The following is a 17,891-nucleotide window of genomic DNA, read 5'->3' on the forward strand; positions in this document are numbered from 1 at the left end:
CCTCGCCCCTCGTTACGGCTTGGGCAGGGTGCAGCCGGACGCGCCGAGGTTCAGCTTGTTGCCGGTCGTGAAGCAGGCCGGGATCTGGTAGGTCTCCTCGGCGTAGTTGGTGCCCTGGTGGACCGTGACGTTGCCGTTCTGGTCGACCTCGCACGGGTTGTTCTCGGTGCAGCGCTCACCGTCCTCGTTGCCCGTGTTGTTCACGGCGACCACCTTGCCGGTGGCGGTGTCGACGACCGGGGAGCCGGAGGTGCCGGGGATGGTGTTGCAGGCGGAGGTGTAGCGGACCGAGTCCTTCCAGGTCCAGTCGCTCTCCTGGAGGCGGTAGACGAACCCGTCGATGGAGCAGCTGTAGGTCCGCTTCCAGTAGCCGGAGGGGATCTTGATGGTGGTGCCGGCCGTGGGGTGGGTGTCCTGGACGGTCAGCGCGCTGATCCCGTACGCGCTCTTGATCTGGGCGTAGGTGCTGGTCAGCCGGTAGATCGTGACGTCCGTGTCGGTCATGGTCGAGTAGACGACCTGGTTGGCGCGCAGGGTGGCGACCTTGCTGCCGGAGGAGTTCAGCAGGCCGAAGGAACGGCTGGAGGACTGGCCGGTGACGACCTCGCCGGGCGCCGTGAAGCCCGTCTCCAGGCAGTGGCCGTTGGTCAGGACGAGCGCCGGGTCGGTGTCCGCGGAGTTCGCGAAGCGGACGAGGGAGCCGGAGCAGTCGCTGAGCGAGACGGTCCCGGCGAAGTCGACGGTGACGGCGGCGGTGCGCGGGGCGTGCGGTACGGCGAGAGCGGGAGCCGCGCCCAGGCCCACCAGGGCCAGGGAGGAGAGAGCGGCAAGGAGAGGCTTGTTCATGTGGGGGTCCCCTCGTGTGTGATTGTCATGCACATCTTCAACGCGGCGGAGGGGCGGGAACAAGGACCCGGGCCGGATGGTAGGGGTTTCCCTCTGTCGGCCAACCGGGCGAGAGCAGGCGGGAGTTGGACCAGCCGGGCGCGATCAGTGGGGCCGCTTGGTCGCGCCGCGACCGTGGCCGCGCGTGGGGAACGTCGGCGCGGTGGTGCTCACGGTCGGGGCCGTACTCGTCACCGTCGGCGCGGGCGCACCGGTCGTCGCACCGGTCACGGCGGAGGCAGAGGGCGCGGCACTCTCGCTCGGCGCGTCCGTGGCCGCCGCACTGGACGCGGGCGCCGAGGACGGGCCGGTGGAGCGGGGCGGCGAGACGGCCACGGAGGTACTCCGGGAGCCGGCCGAACCGGTGGCGGACGGAGCCCCCGTGCCGGCCGTCGGCGTCTCCACGGCCGTACCGCCGCGGTCGCTGCCGCTGCCGGCGGGCCGGGAACCGCCGTCCGGCGAGCCCGAGCCCGAGCCCGCCACGGCGGCGATCACCGCGACGGCGCCGACCACGCCGGCGACCCCGGCGACGACCCCGATCCGGCGGCGCCCGCTCGCTCGCCGCCGCTCCTCCCGCCGCCGCCCGGCCCGCCCCCCACCCGGCTCGACGGGCACCACCTGCGGGGCCGTCTGCCAGGTCTCGCCGTAGGCGTCCTGCCAGCCGTGGGCGGCGGCGGGGTCGGCGTACTCGTCGTACGCCGGCGCGGCGTCCGACTGGGGCAGATACACGTTCGGCACGGCGGGGTCCGCGTGCGGCGCGGGGGCGGGATAGGGCGCTGCGGCGGCTGTGGGGAGCGGCTGGGTGAGGTCGGCGTGCGACACGGCCGAGGGAAGCGGCTGGGTGAGGTCGGCGTGCGACACGGCCGAGGGAAGCGGCTGGGTGAGATCCGCTTGCGGCACGACCGGCGGAAGCGGCTGCGTGAGATCCGCTTGCGGCACGACCGGCGGAAGCGGCTGCGTGAGATCCGCTTGCGGCACGACCGGCGGAAGCGGCTGGGTGAGGTCGGCATGCGACACGCCCGGCAGGGGATGGGTGTGACCCGGGGGCATGCCGCCCGGTCTGTCCCCGCCGTCCGGTATCTGTCCGCCGTCCATCCCCATCCCTCTGTGTCTCCCCGCCCCGCCCAGGACCCCCGCGCCCCGACGCGGCGCACCGCATTCTAGGGAGGCGAGTGACCGCCGAGACACCCAGCTCGGATATCGGGGCAAACCGATCTGTCTCACGTGTCGGAAAACACGACCCATGAGGCGTTACCGAGCCGTAAGCTCACGTGCATGCAGGTGATCCAGTCGACCAAGCTCGCCAACGTCTGTTACGAGATCCGGGGCCCGGTGCTCGAGGAGGCGATGCGGCTTGAGGCGGCAGGGCATCGGATCCTCAAGCTGAACACCGGCAACCCGGCGGCGTTCGGCTTCGAGTGTCCGCCCGAGATCCTGGAGGACATCCTCCGCAACGTCTCCACGGCGCACGGCTACGGCGACGCCAAGGGCCTGCTCGCCGCCCGCCGCGCGGTCGTCATGCACAACCAGACGCTCGGCATCGAGACGGACGTCGAGCACGTCTTCATCGGCAACGGCGTCTCCGAGCTGATCGTGATGGCGATGCAGGGCCTGCTGGACGACGGCGACGAGGTACTCGTACCGTCCCCGGACTATCCCCTGTGGACGGCGGCCGTCTCCCTCTCCGGCGGTACGGCGGTGCACTACCGCTGTGACGAGCAGTCCGACTGGATGCCCGACCTCGCCGACATCGAGCGCAAGGTCACCGACCGGACCAAGGCCATCGTCGTCATCAACCCGAACAACCCCACCGGCGCGGTCTACGACGAGGCCGTGCTCAAGGGGCTGACGGACATCGCCCGGCGGCACAACCTGCTGGTCTGCTCCGACGAGATCTACGACAAGATCCTCTACGACGGCGCCACCCACACTCCGACCGCGAAGGTCGCCCCGGACCTCCTCACCCTCACCTTCAACGGCATGTCGAAGGCGTACCGGGTGGCCGGGTACCGCGTCGGCTGGATGGCGATCTCCGGGCCGCGCGCGCACGCCGACTCCTACATCGAGGGCCTGACGATCCTCGCGAACATGCGGCTGTGCGCCAACATGCCGGGCCAGCACGGCGTGGTCGCGGCGCTCAGCGGCCGGCAGACCATCAACGACCTGGTGCTGCCGGGCGGCCGGCTGAAGGAGCAGCTGGACACGGCATACGAGCTGTTGACGCAGATCCCGGGCGTGAGCTGTGTCCGGCCGAAGGGCGCGCTGTACCTCTTCCCGCGCCTGGACCCGAAGGTCTTCAAGATCAAGGACGACCGGCAGATGGTCCTGGACCTGCTGCGGCAGGAGAAGATCATGGTCGTCCAGGGCACAGGCTTCAACTGGCCGGAGCCGGACCACTTCCGGGTGGTGACCCTGCCGTCGGTCGGCGATCTGCGGGACGCGATCGGCCGGATCGGCAACTTCCTCGAGGGCTACGGCCAGCCGTAGCGGAGCGAGCCCCCCGGACTTCATTCCGTGACTCGACTCAACTTTAGACGAAATCCAAGCTAGGATGGTTTCCTGTCAGCGCACAGGAGGCCATCCCATGTACGAACCGATCCGGACCAAGTCGGTCCACAGCACGATGGCCGGCCCCACCTCCGACTTTCCCCACCGGTCGCGCGAGGAGGAGCTGGACATCCAGCTCGCCGGCCACCTCGCCGCGCTCCTCGCGGTCACCGACGAGCTGTGCGCCCTGACGCCCTCCCCCGACCTGGACACCGCCGCGGAGCGCCTCGCCGCCCAGGTGGGCCGGCTGCGCGGCGGCCGTACGCCGCTGCGCGCGACACCGGACCCCGCCCCGGCCGGTGACCCGGCGGCCCTGCACCGGCGCGCCCACGCGCTCGCCGGACGCGCCCTGGTGGTCGCCGCGTCCCGCGCGGACACGGCCGCGGCGATCCTCGCCGCCGAGCGGATGGACGCGCACACCGCCGCCCTGGCCGACCCGAAGGAACTCAGCGCGGCCCACTGACCCCACCCGGGGTCCCCTCGACGGCCCCGGTCCGCGTGCACCCACCGAGACGCGCGGACCGGGCGCCCCACACCCGAAAAGGGCGAAGGCCCGCCGCGATTCGCGTCCGTCGGGGCAGACGGAAGCACATCGCAGCGGGCCCTGGCCACGCACGCCGTTGTGCGCGGCCTCGCCATCCGCACCGCGGCCGGCCGTGACGATCACTGGTCAGGGCGCATCCCAACCGGCCGCGGAGTCCGTACGGGCTCAGCCCAGGCGCTCGACCAGCGCCTGGTACTGCTCCCACAGCTCCTTCGGCGTGTGGTCACCGAAGGTGTTGAGGTGCTCGGGGATCAGCGCGGCCTCCTCGCGCCAGACATCCGTGTCGACCTTGAGCAGGAAGTCCAGGTCGGACTCGGAGAGTTCGAGGCCGTCCGTGTCCAGCGCCTCCTTGGTCGGCAGGATGCCGATCGGGGTCTCGACGCCCTCGGCCCTGCCGTCGAGCCGCTCCACGATCCACTTCAGGACGCGGGAGTTCTCGCCGAAGCCCGGCCAGACGAACTTCCCCTCGTCGTTCTTGCGGAACCAGTTGACGTAGTAGATCTTCGGCAGCTTGGCCGCGTCCGCGGACGCGCCGACCTTGATCCAGTGGGCCATGTAGTCGCCCATGTTGTAACCGCAGAACGGCAGCATCGCGAACGGGTCGCGGCGCAGCTCGCCGACCTTGCCCTCGGCGGCGGCGGTCTTCTCGGAGGCGACGTTGGCGCCCAGGAAGACACCGTGGTTCCAGTCGAAGGACTCGGTCACCAGCGGCACCGCGCTGGCGCGCCGGCCGCCGAAGAGGATCGCGGAGATCGGCACGCCCTTGGGGTCCTCCCACTCGGGCGCGATGATCGGGCACTGCGAGGCGGGCACCGTGAAGCGGGCGTTGGGGTGGGCGGCCGGGGTCTCGGAGGCCGGCGTCCAGTCGTTGCCCTTCCAGTCGGTCAGGTGGGCCGGGGCCTCCTCGGTCATGCCCTCCCACCACACGTCGCCGTCGTCGGTCAGGGCGACGTTGGTGAAGACCGCGTTGCCCCAGAGGGTCTTCATCGCGTTGGCGTTGGTGTGCTCACCGGTGCCGGGCGCGACGCCGAAGAAGCCTGCCTCGGGGTTGATCGCGTACAGCCGGCCGTCCTCGCCGAAGCGCATCCAGGCGATGTCGTCGCCGATGGTCTCCACGGTCCAGCCGGAGACCGTGGGCTCCAGCATGGCGAGGTTGGTCTTGCCGCAGGCGGAGGGGAAGGCGGCGGCGACGTACTTGGCCTCGCCCTGCGGCGGGGTGAGCTTGAGGATCAGCATGTGCTCGGCCAGCCAGCCCTCGTCGCGGGCCATGACGGAGGCGATGCGCAGCGCGTAGCACTTCTTGCCGAGCAGGGCGTTGCCGCCGTAACCGGAGCCGTAGGACCAGATCTCGCGCGACTCGGGGAAGTGCGAGATGTACTTGGTGGAGTTGCACGGCCACGGAACGTCGTCCTGGCCCTCCTCCAGCGGCGCGCCGAGGGTGTGCACGGCCTTCACGAAGAAGCCCTCGTCACCCAGTTCGTCCAGGACGTCCTGGCCCATGCGGGTCATGGTGCGCATGGAGACGGCGACGTACGCCGAGTCCGTGATCTCCACGCCCAGCGCGGACAGCGGCGAGCCGAGCGGGCCCATGCAGAACGGGACGACGTACATGGTGCGGCCGCGCATCGAGCCGCGGAACAGGCCCTTCTCGCCTGCGAAGATCTCCCGCATCTCGGCGGGGGCCTTCCAGTGGTTGGTCGGGCCCGCGTCCTCCTCCTTCTCGGAGCAGATGAAGGTGCGGTCCTCGACGCGCGCGACGTCGGTCGGGTCGGAGGCGGCGTAGTAGGAGTTGGGGCGCTTGATCGGATCGAGTTTCCGGAAGGTCCCCTTGGCCACCAGCTCCGCACAGAGCCGGTCGTACTCGGCCTCGGAGCCGTCACACCAGACCACCCTGTCCGGCTGCGTCAGTTCGGCGATCTCGTCGACCCACGAGATCAGTTCCTGATGGTTGGTGGGAACGCCTGAAGCCGAGTTGTCGCGCGCCACGGTTGCTCCTAAGTGAGGGATTTTGTCCTTTGTTGCCCCGTGGGGGCTGCGACCCGGATGCTTCGCGATGCTCATCCGGTGCCGACCGCACTCATTTGATCATCCGACGTACATGCGCATATGTCCAGGGGGCCTCACAGGTGAGCGAGGTGAGGAAGACCACGCCTTCCAGGGGTGTTTGCATTCCCTTTGCGTACGGCTTTGCTTCACCTGAAGGTCTTTTTGCGTTCGAACGACCAAGGCCCTCGCTCACGCCTGATTTACGGCGGCGTGGGTACCATGCCCCGCATGACTGCGTCCGTCCCCGACGCGCCCACCGAGACGCCGGCCAGCGGCCGCGGTCTCGGCGCGCTCTCCTTGCCGCATCCGGTCAAGCCCAGGCTGCGCGGCTGGCTGCACCTCGGCATGTTCCCGGCCGTACTCATCGCGGGCCTGGTGCTCACCGCTCTCGCCCACTCCCCCAGAGGCCGCATCGCGTGCGGCATCTACGCCCTGACAGCCTGCCTGCTCTTCGGGGTCAGCGCGTTGTACCACCGGGGCAACTGGAGCCCCCGGATGGACGGCGTGCTGCGCCGGCTGGACCACGCCAACATCTTCCTGATCATCGCGGGCACCTACACCCCGCTGACCCTGCTGCTCCTGCCCGGCGCGCAGGGCCAGTGGCTGCTGTGGGGCATCTGGGCCGCCGCGGCGGCCGGGATCGTCTTCCGGGTCTTCTGGGTGGGCGCCCCGCGCTGGCTCTACACCCCCTGCTATCTGGCGATGGGCTGGGCCGCCGTCTTCTTCCTGCCGGACTTCATGCGCGCCGGCGGCATCGCCGTCCTGGTGCTGGTGATCGTCGGCGGACTGCTCTACAGCGCCGGCGGCGTGATCTACGGCATCAAGCGGCCGAACCCCTCCCCGCGCTGGTTCGGCTTCCACGAGGTCTTCCACTCCTTCACCCTCGCCGCGTTCGTCGTGCACTACGTCGGCATCTCCCTGGTGGCCTACCAGCACGCCTGACCCCTGCCCTGCGGCCACGGCTCACCCCGAGTCGTGGCCTTTTCTCGTGCGGCCGACACCGGTCGCCGCCGCGCGCGGCCCCCCAGGGCGATGCCCGACAATGACCGGCATGACGGCCGCACGCACCCCCAGCACCTCCCCCGCCGACCGCCCCCGCCTCGGCCTGCGGGAACGCAAGAAGATCAAGACCCGCGAGGCGATCCGCGCGGCGACCTACGCACTCGTCGCCGAGCAGGGGTACGACGCCACCACGATCGACCAGATCGCCGAGCGGGCCGAGGTGTCGCCGTCGACCGTCTTCCGGTACTTCCCGACCAAGGAGGACATCGTCCTCACCGACGAGTACGACCTGCTGATGGCGGACGAACTGCGTGCCCGCCCGGCCGGCGAGCCGCTCATCCAGTCCCTGCGGTACGTCATCCACCGGGCGGTCGACCGTGCGCTGGCCGAGGACCCCGAGGTGGCCCGGCTGCGGGTGCGGCTCGGGGTCGAGGTCCCGGCCGTCCGCGGCCGGATGCTGGAGAGCATGGCGAGCACCGGCGCCCTGCTCCGCCGGGTCATCGCGGACCGCACCGGACTCGACCCGGAGGCGCTGGAGGTGCGGGTCCACGCCATGTCGCTGATCGGCGGGCTCATGGAGGTCAACCGCTACTGGGGCGAGACCGGCCAGCAGGACGACCTGGGGGCGCTGATGGAACGCGCCCTGGACGTCCTGGAGCACGGGCTGCCCGTCGAAAACCGCTGAGGCACGGGCCGTACCGCGTGCGATGCTGACGACGTGAACCGAGCCGAGATCCGCGTCGAAGTCGCCCCCGCGCTCCATCTGTTCGTGCCGCACGCCCGGCGGGCCGGCGCCACCCCGCTCGGCACCGACGGCGTCTCGACGCTCGGCCATGTCGTCGAGTCCCTCGGCGTGCCGCTGACCGAGGTCGGCGCGCTGGTCGTGGACGGCCACGAGGTGCCGGTGTCGCACATCCCGAAGGCGGGCGAGACGGTCAGCGTCCGCGCCGTGGAACGCCCCCAGCGGGTCCCCGGCGCCCCGCTCCGCTTCCTCCTCGACGTGCATCTCGGCACCCTCGCCCGCCGGCTGCGGCTGCTCGGCGTCGACGCGGCGTACGAGTCGACCGACATCGGCGACCCGGCACTCGCCGCCCGCTCGGCCGCCGAGAAGCGGGTCATGCTCAGCCGGGACCGGGGGCTGCTGCGCCGCCGCGAGCTGTGGGCCGGGGCGTTCGTCTACAGCACCCGGCCCGACGACCAACTCCACGACGTCCTGGACCGCTTCGCCCCCGAGCTGCGCCCGTGGACCCGCTGCACCGCCTGCAACGGGCTGCTGCGCGACGCCACCAAGGACGAGGTCGCCGACCAGCTCAAGGGCGGCACGCACCGCTCGTACGACGTCTTCGCCCAGTGCACCGCGTGCGGCCGCGCCTACTGGAAGGGCGCGCACCACGACCAGCTGGTGGCCATCGTGGAGCGCGCCCTGGCAGAGCACGGCTAGAGCCTCTCAAAAGGCCCTAACGCCCGGTCAGGTCTCCTCCCTGGCAGGCGATGCCGTTGCGGTCGTGGTCCAGGCCCAGCGGGTCGTCCCCGCCGTTGACCCGCAGCCGGCCGTAGTGGTTGTGCCGCAGCCAGGCGCACCGGGCCGCCGCCGTCCTGCGCACCTCGGGCGGGAAGACCGTGGGCACGCAGACGTTGGCCGAGCCGTAGTGGCGGTCGCAGCCGGAGAGGGTGGGGCTGACCGGCTGGGCGGCGCGCCTCCTGCCGGGGCCGGTGACCTTGCCGGACAGGTCGTCGGCAAAGGCGTGGACGTGCGGGGCGGCGGCGGTCATGGCCGCGGGGCCGGTCAGATGGACCCACTGGGCCACGGACGGCACCCCGTTCGCGTCGACGGCGAACAGCATGTACCAGCCGGGCGGGGCGATGTTGGGGTTGTTCGTGACGTTGAGGTCGACGTTGTTCCCGTCCACCGACAGCGGCAGATCCACGAACCGCTGGTTCGGGTCGGAGGAGTGCGTCACCGCGGCCGGCCGGATCAGCTCGGCCCGTGCGACGGGCCGGTCCACGGTGATCCGCTGGGTGTCGCCGTACTTCCACTCCTGGCTGATCACCGAGGTGATCGTCGGGCGGGTGCCCTTGTAGAGGTAGGGCGGGGTGTAGACGGACACGTTGTGGTTCCAGCTGCCGTTGCCCGGGTTGTCGCCGGTGGCCATGACCCGGCCGTCGGGCAGCAGGAACGCGGAGGAGTGGTAGCCGCGGTCCTCGGGGTCGGCAGCGACCGGGGCGAAGGTGTTGCTGCCGGGGTCGAAGAGCGAGGACTCGTGCACCGGGTCGGCCCGGTTGTGCAGGGCGCCGCCGGTCTCCAGCACCGTGCCGTCGGGCAGCAGCACCGCGGAGACGTACATCTTGCCCTGGCCGCCGGTCTCCGGCCGGGTCCCGGTGCCGAGGTCGACCGTGCCCTGCGGGAGCGGCGGCCCGGCGACATAGGACGGGTTCGGCTGCTTGAGGTCGATCAGGTCGGTGAGGCGGCCCGCGTCGGGGTTGCTGTCGATGTTGCCGCCGCCGATGGTGAGGACCCGCTGGTCCTGGGCGGGGGGCAGCAGCACCGACGCCGACTGGTCGCGCTGGTCCTTGTTCTGGAGCCCCGGGATCTGGGTGATGGTGTTGGCGTCGTAGTCGTAGACCGCCGCGCCCGTGCCGGGGATGTTGTTGCCGAAGACATGGCTGCCCGTGTAGAAGAGGCGGCCGTCCTGCATCAGGACCATCGCCGGGTACAGGCCCCAGTAGGACCAGGTCTGGTGGACCTGGGACAGCGGCAGCCACTGGTTCTGCGCGGCGCTGAACCGCTCCGCCGTCACCGAGCCGGTGGAGTCCTCGCGGAGCCCGCCGAAGGTGATGACGTCACCGTTGCCCAGCTCGGTCGCCGACGGGTACCAGTGGCCGTCGTTGAGATCGTTGACCTTGGTGTAGGTCTCGGTCCTCGGGTCGAAGACGTAGGAGTCCCGGTAGCCCTCGTAGCCGTGGCCGCCGGGGACCGGGTACGCCTTGTTGCCGCTGAGGACGAGCACCCGCCCGTCCTGGAGCTGCACATGGCCCGCGCAGAACATGTCCTTCGGGGTGGGGACGAGCCGGTAGGTGCCGTTGGCCGGGTCGTAGACCGCCGAGGTGAAGGTCCCGGCGGCGAAGCTCTCCTCGCTGTTGCCGGATCCCGCGATCAGCAGCACCTTGCCGTTGTTCAGCACGACGGAGTGCATGGAGCGGACCGGGTTCTGCGTCGGCAGCACGGACCAGCCGCCGTTCGCGCACTGGTCGGCCGTGCCGGTGCACTGCGCGGGCGGAACGGTGTCCGGCACCTGCTCCATGGTGTAGTCGTCGGTGGTCGCCGACCCGGTGCCGTACACCGACACGCCCCAGGTGATGCGGTCGGTGCCGGCCGGGATCTCCGGGGTGCGGACCGTGGCCCGGGTCCAGTCGGCAGCCGTCTCCAGGGTCTTGACGTCGGTCCAGTACTGCCAGCCGGTCGTGCTGTCGTGCCGGAAGAGGGTGACGTTCGCGTCCGGGGTCGTGGTCTTGTACCAGAGCCCCAGGTCGTACTGCTTTCCGACGCTCACGGCGGGCGCGCAGTCCGTGGACTCCAGGAACATCGCCTTGCGGTCGCCGTCGACCCGGCGGGTCAGGGTGACCTTCATGGCCTTCGCGCCGGAGTGCGCGTCGGAGGTGGTCTCGTAGCTGAAGTCGTTGTCGCCCCAGCCCGCCTTCTCCCAGCAGGACGGCATGTCACCGCTGCCGGTGGTCTCGAAGCCGGGGTTCTTGATCAGGTTGGCGGCCTCGGCGCTCTGCGGCGAGGTCAGGAGCAGACCGGCGGTCAGGGCGCCCACCCCGACCAGTGCCTTCCGTCTGCGGTACGTGCTCACACGGCTCTCCTTGCGGTCGTACGATCCCCGCGGCGGCGTCGCGGGAGATAGACCAGCGCTTCGGTGCCGACGAAGCGCAGGACGAAGGTCAGCACCAGCGCCAGCGCGGTCGCGGCCAGGACGCCCATACCGAACCGGCCGACGAGCAGCGCGATCAGCGGGATGCGCAGGACGAGGTCGGCGTTGGCGAGCAGCGCGAACCGGCCGAGCCGGTCCCACCAGCGGCGGTGCGCGCGCCGGTCGCGGAACAGCAGCTGCTCGATGAGCAGGAAGTTCCAGCCGACGCCGAGCTGGTTGGCGAGGATCTCGGCGGGGACGTAGTGCACGCCCAGGGCGGTCAGCGCCCACAGACCGATCAGGTTGGGGGCGAACCCGCTCGCGCCGATCAGTCCGAAGCCGATCATCCGGGCGGCCGGGGAGGCGCTGCGCAGCCCGGCCAGGTGGCGCAGGAAGCGGAAGCCCTCCCGGGCGGTGGACTTGGACTCCCCCGCGAACCGCTCCTGGAACACGAACGGCACCTCGGCGACCCGGCGCGGCCGGCTGCGGACGGCCAGTTCGAGGAGGATCTTGTAGCCGAGCGGCCGGAGCACGTCCGCGGTGACGGCGCTGCGCCGGACGGCGAAGAAGCCGCTCATGGGGTCGCTGATGCCGTGCAGCCGGCGGGGGAAGAGGGCCTTGGCGAGCCAGGTGGCGGCGCGCGACACGGCCACCCGGTAGCCGCCGGCGAGGCCGGCCCGGCTGCCGCCCGCGGTGTAGCGGGAGGCGACGACGAGCCCGGCGTGCGTCCGTTCGCCGGTGGCCACCAGCTCGGGGATCAGGGCGGGCGGGTGCTGGCAGTCGCCGTCCATGACGACGATCCACTCCGAGGTCGCGGCCCGCAGCCCCTCCACCACCGCCCCGCCGAGTCCGCCGACCGGTTCCGCCCGGTGCAGGACGGACACCGGGAACGGGCAGTCCTGGGCGGCCTGCCGGATCACCTCGGGGGTGTCGTCGGTGGAGTCGTCCACGAAGACCACCTCGCAGGGCAGCCGGGCGGGCACCGCCTCGGTGATCCGGTGCAGCAGCTGCCGGACGTTCGCGGACTCGTTGAAGGTCGGTACGACGACGGTGACGGCCCCCGGCTCGGGCACCTCGACGGCGTCGAGACCGGGTACGGGCGCGGTGTACTCGCTCATCGGGTGCCTCCCGTGGGCTGGATCCGCCGGATCTCGATGCGGTCGGGTCCGCTGCCGAAGGCGGCGACCGGTGTGGAGTGCTTCAGGGCGGCCCGCACGGTGGGCAGGTCCTTGGCGTCGCGGCGGACGGTCGGCGAGGCGACGACGTAGTCGAGGTCCTGCCAGCCGTGCGGCAGGGTCGTGCCGACGGCCGGGTCGAGGTCGGCCTTGTAGAACCAGATCGCGCCGAGCCCGGGCCGGTATCCGGCGTGCACGAGGTCCAGCCAGAGGGCGTCGTCGACGAGGACCCGGGTGTCTGCCGGGTGGGCGACCCGGGTGCCGAGCCAGTGCGACGCCTGCCGGTAGGGCCGGTTGGCGTCGGCGGTGACGGCGGTGCGGTCGCCGTCGTACCAGCGCGGTACGACGTAGGCGCCGGCCGCGAGGGCGAGGACCGCGGCGAGCGCGTACCGGCCGCCGGTGACCCGGCGGCGCTCGTCGGGGCGCCGCCGGCGGTGCAGTACGGCGTGTGCCACGGAGGCGGTGGCGCCGGCCAGCACCAGGGCGAGGAAGGGCAGCGCGCCGATGATGTACATGGCGGGCAGATAGCCGCCCGGGCGCAGGGCGACCGCGGTGAGGACGGCGACCGCGAGAGCGGGTCCGGCGAGGGCCCGGGCGGTGACCGACCAGCGCCGGATGAGCAGCAGGAGCAGCGCCCCGGCGAGGCCGCCGAGGGGCAGCACCCGGTCGTAGTAGAGCCAGGAGTGCAGCACCCCGTAGGCGCCGGAGCCCGGGTCGAGGAGGAAGCCCGAGCCGGGCCGGGACATCTGGTAGGTGATCCCGCCCCACAGCGAGACATGTCCGGCGCCGGGCAGCAACTCGCCCTTGAGCAGCGCGAACAGCGGGTACGACAGCCCGATCAGGGCGCAGCCGGTGACGGCTCCGGTGAGGGCGAACTTGCGGGTGTCGCGGTGGCTGTGCCGCCACATGGTGACGAACAGGGCGGGCAGGACGACGAGCATCGTCTCCTTGGTGAGCACGGCCGCGGCGGCGGCGAGGCCTGCGCCGAAGTGGTGCCAGAGGTGGCGGCTGGGCGAGGCGGCGAGGCAGAACGCCAGCAGCAGCCACATCACGGCGATGTTGTCGAGGAAGATCTCGCGGCTGAGGACGACCGCGAGCGGCGAGAGTCCGAACAGGGCCATGCCGAGTCCGGCGGCCCAGCGGGGCAGGCACAGGCGGCGGCCGAGGACGTAGACGAGGACCGCGCTGACTCCGCCGATGCCCAGCATGAGCAGCCGCATGGTGGCGACGGTCATGGAGCCCGGGCTGACGGCCGAGGGTATCCAGCCGAGCAGGGCTATCTGGATCCAGCCGAGCGGCGGGTGGTCGTACCAGTAGGTGTAGTGGGCCAGGCCCCGGCCCTGCTGGACGGCCCAGGCCTGGGCGAGGTAGGTGCCCTCGTCGTCGCTGAGGGCCGGGTAGTCGGCGATGTTCCAGCCCTGGACGACGAGGATCGCCGTCAGCAGGGCCCCGCAGAGCAGCAGGTCGGGCCGGGACGCGCGGAGCCGCTGCGGTGGCGTGGGCCGCTCGGTGGGGCCCGCCGCGGGCGCAGGCGGGTGCTGCGCGGGGACCTGGTCGCCGGTCACCGCGGGGAGGGTGGAGGTCACGCGGGAACGTCCTCTCGGATCGGCTCGGCCGCATCCAGGTGCGCGCCGACGTGCCGGGTCAGCTCCCAGTCGGTGCGGCCGCGTTGCTCGCGCCATACGGCACGGATCGCGGCGCCGGCCAGGAGGACCTGGTAGAAGGGGCCGCCCGCGAGGAGTTTCAGATAGTGGACGAGGCGCACCCGCAGGCCGTACTGCCTGCCGAAGTCGTGCAGTCCGACCACCTCGAAGACGACGGTGACGGCCGCGGTGACCAGCGGCAGGAAGGTGAGGAAGGCGACGCCGACGGGCACGTCGAGGAAGAGCGCGACGGCCGCGTTGAGCGGGATGACCAGTCCGCAGAAGGCCTGCATGAACGGTGTCATCAGGGTGTAGCGGGCGAGCAGCCGCTGGCCGTGTCCGGGCAGCTGCTTCCAGTCCTTCTTCCGGTAGACCTGGAGGAAGCCCTGGTCCCAGCGGGTGCGCTGTCTGAGCAGCGCCATCAGACTGCCCGGGGTCTCCTCGCGGGTGACCATGGCGGAGTCGTAGGCGACGACGACCTTCTTGCCGATGCTGGACAGCCGTACCCCGAGGTCGCAGTCCTCGGCGAGGCAGTCGGGGTCCCAGCCCTCCGCGTCGCGCAGCACGTCGGTGCGGACGAAGACGGTGTTGCCGCCGAGCGGGATGAACCCCTTCTGCGCGTGCAGATGGAGCCGGGAGCGGAACCAGAAGAAGTACTCCAGGCAGTTGCGCAGGCTGTACCAGCTGGAGTGGAAGTTGATGAGCTGGACCCCGCCCTGGACGACGTCCGCGCCGGTGCTGCGGAAGGCGTGGTCGACATGGGCGAGCAGCTCGGGATGGACCTGGTCCTCGGCGTCGAAGACCCCGACGACATCGCCGCGGCAGTGCGGCAGCGCCGTGTTCATGGCCTTCGGCTTGTTCTTCTTGTCGTGGGTGTCCACGACCACCCGGACCCGCGGATCGCGCCGGGCGGCCGCCTCGGCCACCTCGGTCGTCTCCGGGTCGTCGTGTCCGACGATGACGATGATCTCGAAGTCGGCGTGGCGGGAGCGGAGCAGCCGCTGGATGGTGTGGTCCAGCACCGCCTGTTCGTGGCGGGCCGGTACCAGCAGTGAGAAGGAGAGGTGTTCGGCGCCGTCGGGGCGGCCGAACCGGGTGGAGGCGAGCACCTCGGGCGTGCGCCACGCGTGCATCTGCCACCACAGAGTGAAAGCCGCCATCCAGAACAGCGCAAGCGAGACGGCAGCGATGAAGACGGACGTCAGCAAAGATCCCCCCAGATCCCCTGATAATCCCCTGAAACCCCCTGGGCGTACGACGACGGATCGACGCTGGGTCAGCGTTGCGTCACCCGTCGTGTCGCTGTGCAGAGACTAGGGGGGATCTGTGAAGCGCGGGGACCGTTCCGATAAATGGCGTGTTTCGGAACGGCGGTGTGCTAAGCGGGGGCAAGCGGTATCTATCCGAACACGTGGTTCACATTCGGACAGTTGGCGCGTTCCGTCGGCGTGCCGTCCGCGCCGCTCAGTGCCCGTTCAGCACGGCCCGCAGCCGCTCCGGATCGGCCGTGGGGGCGTCGCAGGTGAAGTTGCGGCAGACATAGGCGGCCGGTTCACCGCCCGGCAGCGGCCGGTCGGCGAGCAGCGGAAACTCGTCACTCCCCGGCGCGCCGACGGCGACGACGGCGCCCGGCGCGGTGCCGAGCAGCGCCGTGCGGTGCAGTACGGCCGTCCGGTCGTCGCCCTCCGGCCCGACCACGGCGACCTCCTTGGGCCCGTCGAGCAGCGCCTCGGCGACGGCGAGCCCCCAGCCGATGAACCGGGGCACCCGCGGCCCGAGGGCCTTCACCACGCCCAGCGCCCGTTCGGCGCCGGTGCGGTGGATCTCCGACCCGGTGTGGGCGGCGTACCCGACGAGGGCGCCGGCCGCGGCGGTCCAGCCGGACGGGGTGGCGTTGTCGGTGGGGTCCTGGGGGCGGCGGATGAGCTGCTCGGCGTCGGCCGCGGTGTCGTACAGGGCGCCGGTCTCCTGGTCGGTGAAGCGGGCGAGCACCTGGTCGAGGAGGAGGCCGGCGAAGTCCAGCCAGACGCCCTCGCCGGTCACCGAGGCGAGGGCGAGGAAGCCCTCGGCGACGTCGGCGTAGTCCTCCAGGACGCCGGCGTTGCCGCCGACGCGGCCGTCCTTGCTGGTGCGGGAGAGCCGGGCGTGCTCGTCCAGGTGCACCCGGACGAGCAGGTCGGCGGCGCCGAGAGCGGCCTCGACCAGGTCGGGCCGGTCGAAGTAGGCGCCGGTCTCGGCGAGCGCGGCGACGGCGAGCCCGTTCCAGGCGGCGACGACCTTGTCGTCCCGGCCGGGCGCGGGACGCTCCGCGCGGGCGGCGAGCAGACGCCGCCGCACGGAGTCGATCCGCCCGGCCTCGACGACGCCCTCGCTCTGCGGCAGCTGGAGCACCGACTGCCCGTGCTCGAAGGTGCCCTCCACGGTCACCCCGAAGTACTGGGCGGCGAGGGCGGCGTCGTCCTCGCCCAGCACCTCGCGCAGCTGCTCCGGCGTCCAGACGTAGTACGCGCCCTCGACGTGCCGGCCGGTGCCGTCGTCACTGTCGGCGTCGAGCGCGGAGGCGAACCCGCCCTCGGGAGTGCGCAGTTCGCGCACCATGAAGTCGGCGGTCTCCAGCGCGACCCGCCGGGCGAGATCCGAGCCGGTGGCCCGCCACAGATGTGCGTACACCCGGCAGAGCAGGGCGTTGTCGTACAGCATCTTCTCGAAGTGCGGCACGACCCAGTCGCGGTCCACGGAGTAGCGGGCGAAGCCGCCGCCGAGCTGGTCGTAGATGCCGCCGCGGGCCATCCGCTCGCAGGTGTCCCGCGCCATCTGGAGGGCGCCCTCGGCGCCGGTGCGGGCGTGGTGGCGCAGCAGGAACTCGATCACCATGGACGGCGGGAACTTGGGCGCCCCGCCGAACCCGCCGCGCTGGGGGTCGTACTCCCGGGTGAGCCCGAGCAGCGCCTGCGCCTGCTCCTGCTCGCCGGGCGCCTGTGCGGCATGCCGGACGATCTCCCGCTGGGACAGGTCGCGGACGATCTTCCCGGCGACCTCGGTGACCTCCTCGCGGCGGCCCGACCAGGCCTGCTGGACCCCCTCCAGGACCTGCCGGAAGGAGGGCATCCCGTGCCGGGGGGCGGGCGGGAAGTAGGTGCCGAAGTAGAACGGCTCGGCGTCCGGGGTGAGGAACACGGTCATCGGCCAGCCGCCCTGCCCGGTGGCGGCCTGTACGGCCTCCATGTAGACGGCGTCGACGTCGGGCCGCTCCTCGCGGTCGACCTTGACGCTGACGAAGTGGGCGTTGAGGTACTCGGCGGTGGCCTGGTCCTCGAAGGACTCGTGGGCCATGACATGGCACCAGTGACAGCTGCTGTACCCGACGCTCAGCAGCACGGGCCGGTCGCTCCTGCGGGCCTCCTCGAAGGCCTCGGTCGACCAGGGCCACCAGTCGACCGGGTTGTCGGCGTGCTGGAGGAGGTACGGGGAGGTCTCATGCGCCAGTCGGTTCACCACGCTCCCACTCTCCCACGGGCTCCGGCGCCGCGTAGAAACGCACCAGGACCGGGCGTGCCTCGGGGGGCGCCGCCTCGCGCGGGTGGCCGTACCGGCCGAGCAGCTCGTGGTACTCCCGCAGGAAGGCGAGGAGTTCCTCCCTGGTCATCCAGGTGTTGTGGCGCTGGACCTGGGCCCAGCCCTCGGGGCCGCGGTACTCCTCGTGGGCGCGGCGGTAGAGGGCCGTGTCGAACTCGATCTTCAGGTGCGCGAGTTCGGCGGCGGCCGCGTACTCCTCGCGGGTCATGGCGGCCGGGTCGGGGGTGGTGTGGCTGAACGGCAGGGTCCGCCACCAGCGCTCCCGCCCGCCCGACTTCTCCGGGATCTCCTCGATGAGCCGCTGCTCGGCGAGTTTGCGCAGGTGGTAGCTGGTGGTGCCGGAGCTTTCCCCGAGTTCGCGGGCGAGGACGGTCGAGTTGGCCTCGCCGTGCCGGCCGAGGTAGTCGAGGATGCGGCGGCGCAGCGGATTGCCGAGGGACTTGTAGAGGGCGGTGCGCTCCAGGCTGGTCATCTCGGGCATGCCGTCGGTCATGCCGCCCACCGTATCCCCGAGGACCCTGAGAAGCCCCGGAGATCTGCCGAATTTTCTTTGCAGAGATTT

General features: G+C 71.5%; 14 protein-coding genes. 5 read left to right on the forward strand and 9 right to left on the reverse strand.

All coding sequences use genetic code 11. The annotated features are described in order from the left end of the window. Positions 1–12: 12 nt before the first annotated feature. Together ACZ5CZ_RS17285 and ACZ5CZ_RS17290 are read right to left on the reverse strand one after the other, a co-directional pair. Positions 13–846, reverse strand: coding sequence for a S1 family peptidase (locus tag ACZ5CZ_RS17285; RefSeq protein WP_468943495.1), 834 nt, complete (start codon positions 844–846; stop codon positions 13–15). A 144-nt stretch (positions 847–990) separates the two neighbouring features. Further along, on the reverse strand, positions 991–1,746 hold the full coding sequence (locus ACZ5CZ_RS17290; RefSeq protein WP_468943498.1) for a hypothetical protein: 756 nt from the start codon (positions 1,744–1,746) through the stop codon (positions 991–993). 414 nt (positions 1,747–2,160) lie between these two features. Between ACZ5CZ_RS17290 and ACZ5CZ_RS17295 the strand changes: the two genes are divergently transcribed. Then, positions 2,161–3,372: a pyridoxal phosphate-dependent aminotransferase gene (locus ACZ5CZ_RS17295; RefSeq protein WP_385847801.1), complete on the forward strand. Its 1,212-nt coding sequence runs from the start codon at positions 2,161–2,163 to the stop codon at positions 3,370–3,372. Positions 3,373–3,469: 97 nt separating this feature from the next. Continuing rightward, complete coding sequence (locus ACZ5CZ_RS17300) at positions 3,470–3,895, forward strand: SCO4983 family protein (RefSeq protein WP_468943500.1); 426 nt, start codon at positions 3,470–3,472, stop codon at positions 3,893–3,895. 246 nt (positions 3,896–4,141) lie between these two features. Here the strand turns inward: ACZ5CZ_RS17300 and ACZ5CZ_RS17305 are convergent, their stop codons facing one another. Further along, positions 4,142–5,962, reverse strand: a complete 1,821-nt coding sequence (locus tag ACZ5CZ_RS17305) for a phosphoenolpyruvate carboxykinase (GTP) (RefSeq protein ID WP_385847804.1) — start codon at positions 5,960–5,962, stop codon at positions 4,142–4,144. A 288-nt stretch (positions 5,963–6,250) separates the two neighbouring features. Between ACZ5CZ_RS17305 and trhA the strand changes: the two genes are divergently transcribed. The 3 genes from trhA (at position 6,251) to ACZ5CZ_RS17320 (ending at position 8,465) form a co-directional block, all read left to right on the forward strand. Next, entirely contained in the window at positions 6,251–6,964 is a 714-nt protein-coding gene (gene trhA / locus ACZ5CZ_RS17310; protein WP_385847805.1) for a PAQR family membrane homeostasis protein TrhA, read from the forward strand. Between the two features lie 109 nt (positions 6,965–7,073). Then, positions 7,074–7,709, forward strand: a complete 636-nt coding sequence (locus ACZ5CZ_RS17315) for a TetR/AcrR family transcriptional regulator (RefSeq protein ID WP_468943505.1) — start codon at positions 7,074–7,076, stop codon at positions 7,707–7,709. A gap of 33 nt (positions 7,710–7,742) precedes the next feature. Beyond that, positions 7,743–8,465 (forward strand): Mut7-C RNAse domain-containing protein, encoded by a 723-nt coding sequence (locus ACZ5CZ_RS17320; protein ID WP_385847808.1) that lies wholly within the window; start codon positions 7,743–7,745, stop codon positions 8,463–8,465. 16 nt (positions 8,466–8,481) lie between these two features. On the opposite strand, the gene ACZ5CZ_RS17325 is transcribed toward ACZ5CZ_RS17320, so the two are convergent. The 6 genes from ACZ5CZ_RS17325 to ACZ5CZ_RS17350 form a co-directional block, all read right to left on the reverse strand. After that, positions 8,482–10,878 carry a galactose oxidase-like domain-containing protein gene (locus ACZ5CZ_RS17325; protein WP_468943508.1) on the reverse strand — a complete coding sequence of 799 codons (2,397 nt, stop codon included), beginning with the start codon at positions 10,876–10,878 and terminating at the stop codon, positions 8,482–8,484. Then, positions 10,875–12,053: a glycosyltransferase gene (locus ACZ5CZ_RS17330; RefSeq protein WP_385847810.1), complete on the reverse strand. Its 1,179-nt coding sequence runs from the start codon at positions 12,051–12,053 to the stop codon at positions 10,875–10,877. Before ACZ5CZ_RS17330 ends, ACZ5CZ_RS17325 begins: the two co-directional genes overlap by 4 nt. After that, a complete protein-coding gene (locus ACZ5CZ_RS17335) occupies positions 12,050–13,696 on the reverse strand; it encodes an ArnT family glycosyltransferase (protein WP_468943512.1) in 1,647 nt (548 codons plus the stop codon). Before ACZ5CZ_RS17335 ends, ACZ5CZ_RS17330 begins: the two co-directional genes overlap by 4 nt. After that, complete coding sequence (locus tag ACZ5CZ_RS17340) at positions 13,693–14,961, reverse strand: glycosyltransferase (protein WP_468943515.1); 1,269 nt, start codon at positions 14,959–14,961, stop codon at positions 13,693–13,695. Before ACZ5CZ_RS17340 ends, ACZ5CZ_RS17335 begins: the two co-directional genes overlap by 4 nt. 256 nt (positions 14,962–15,217) lie before the next feature. Next, entirely contained in the window at positions 15,218–17,251 is a 2,034-nt protein-coding gene (locus ACZ5CZ_RS17345) for a thioredoxin domain-containing protein (RefSeq protein WP_468943518.1), read from the reverse strand. Continuing rightward, positions 17,229–17,822, reverse strand: a complete 594-nt coding sequence (locus tag ACZ5CZ_RS17350) for an ArsR/SmtB family transcription factor (RefSeq protein ID WP_468943521.1) — start codon at positions 17,820–17,822, stop codon at positions 17,229–17,231. The genes ACZ5CZ_RS17345 and ACZ5CZ_RS17350 overlap by 23 nt, the downstream gene beginning before the upstream one ends. Positions 17,823–17,891: the final 69 nt, after the last annotated feature.

The sequence above is a fragment of the Streptomyces sp. NPDC031418 genome, from assembly GCF_055581605.1.

What these genes read in the sequence shown, in the direction of transcription:
- ACZ5CZ_RS17285 (WP_468943495.1), bottom strand. Translation starts at nt 846, where the DNA reads ATGAACAAGCCTCTCCTTGCCGCTCTCTCCTCCCTGGCCCTGGTGGGC.
- ACZ5CZ_RS17295 (WP_385847801.1), top strand. Translation starts at nt 2,161, where the DNA reads ATGCAGGTGATCCAGTCGACCAAGCTCGCCAACGTCTGTTACGAGATC.
- ACZ5CZ_RS17300 (WP_468943500.1), top strand. Translation starts at nt 3,470, where the DNA reads ATGTACGAACCGATCCGGACCAAGTCGGTCCACAGCACGATGGCCGGC.
- trhA (WP_385847805.1), top strand. Translation starts at nt 6,251, where the DNA reads ATGACTGCGTCCGTCCCCGACGCGCCCACCGAGACGCCGGCCAGCGGC.
- ACZ5CZ_RS17315 (WP_468943505.1), top strand. Translation starts at nt 7,074, where the DNA reads ATGACGGCCGCACGCACCCCCAGCACCTCCCCCGCCGACCGCCCCCGC.
- ACZ5CZ_RS17330 (WP_385847810.1), bottom strand. Translation starts at nt 12,053, where the DNA reads ATGAGCGAGTACACCGCGCCCGTACCCGGTCTCGACGCCGTCGAGGTG.
- ACZ5CZ_RS17350 (WP_468943521.1), bottom strand. Translation starts at nt 17,822, where the DNA reads ATGACCGACGGCATGCCCGAGATGACCAGCCTGGAGCGCACCGCCCTC.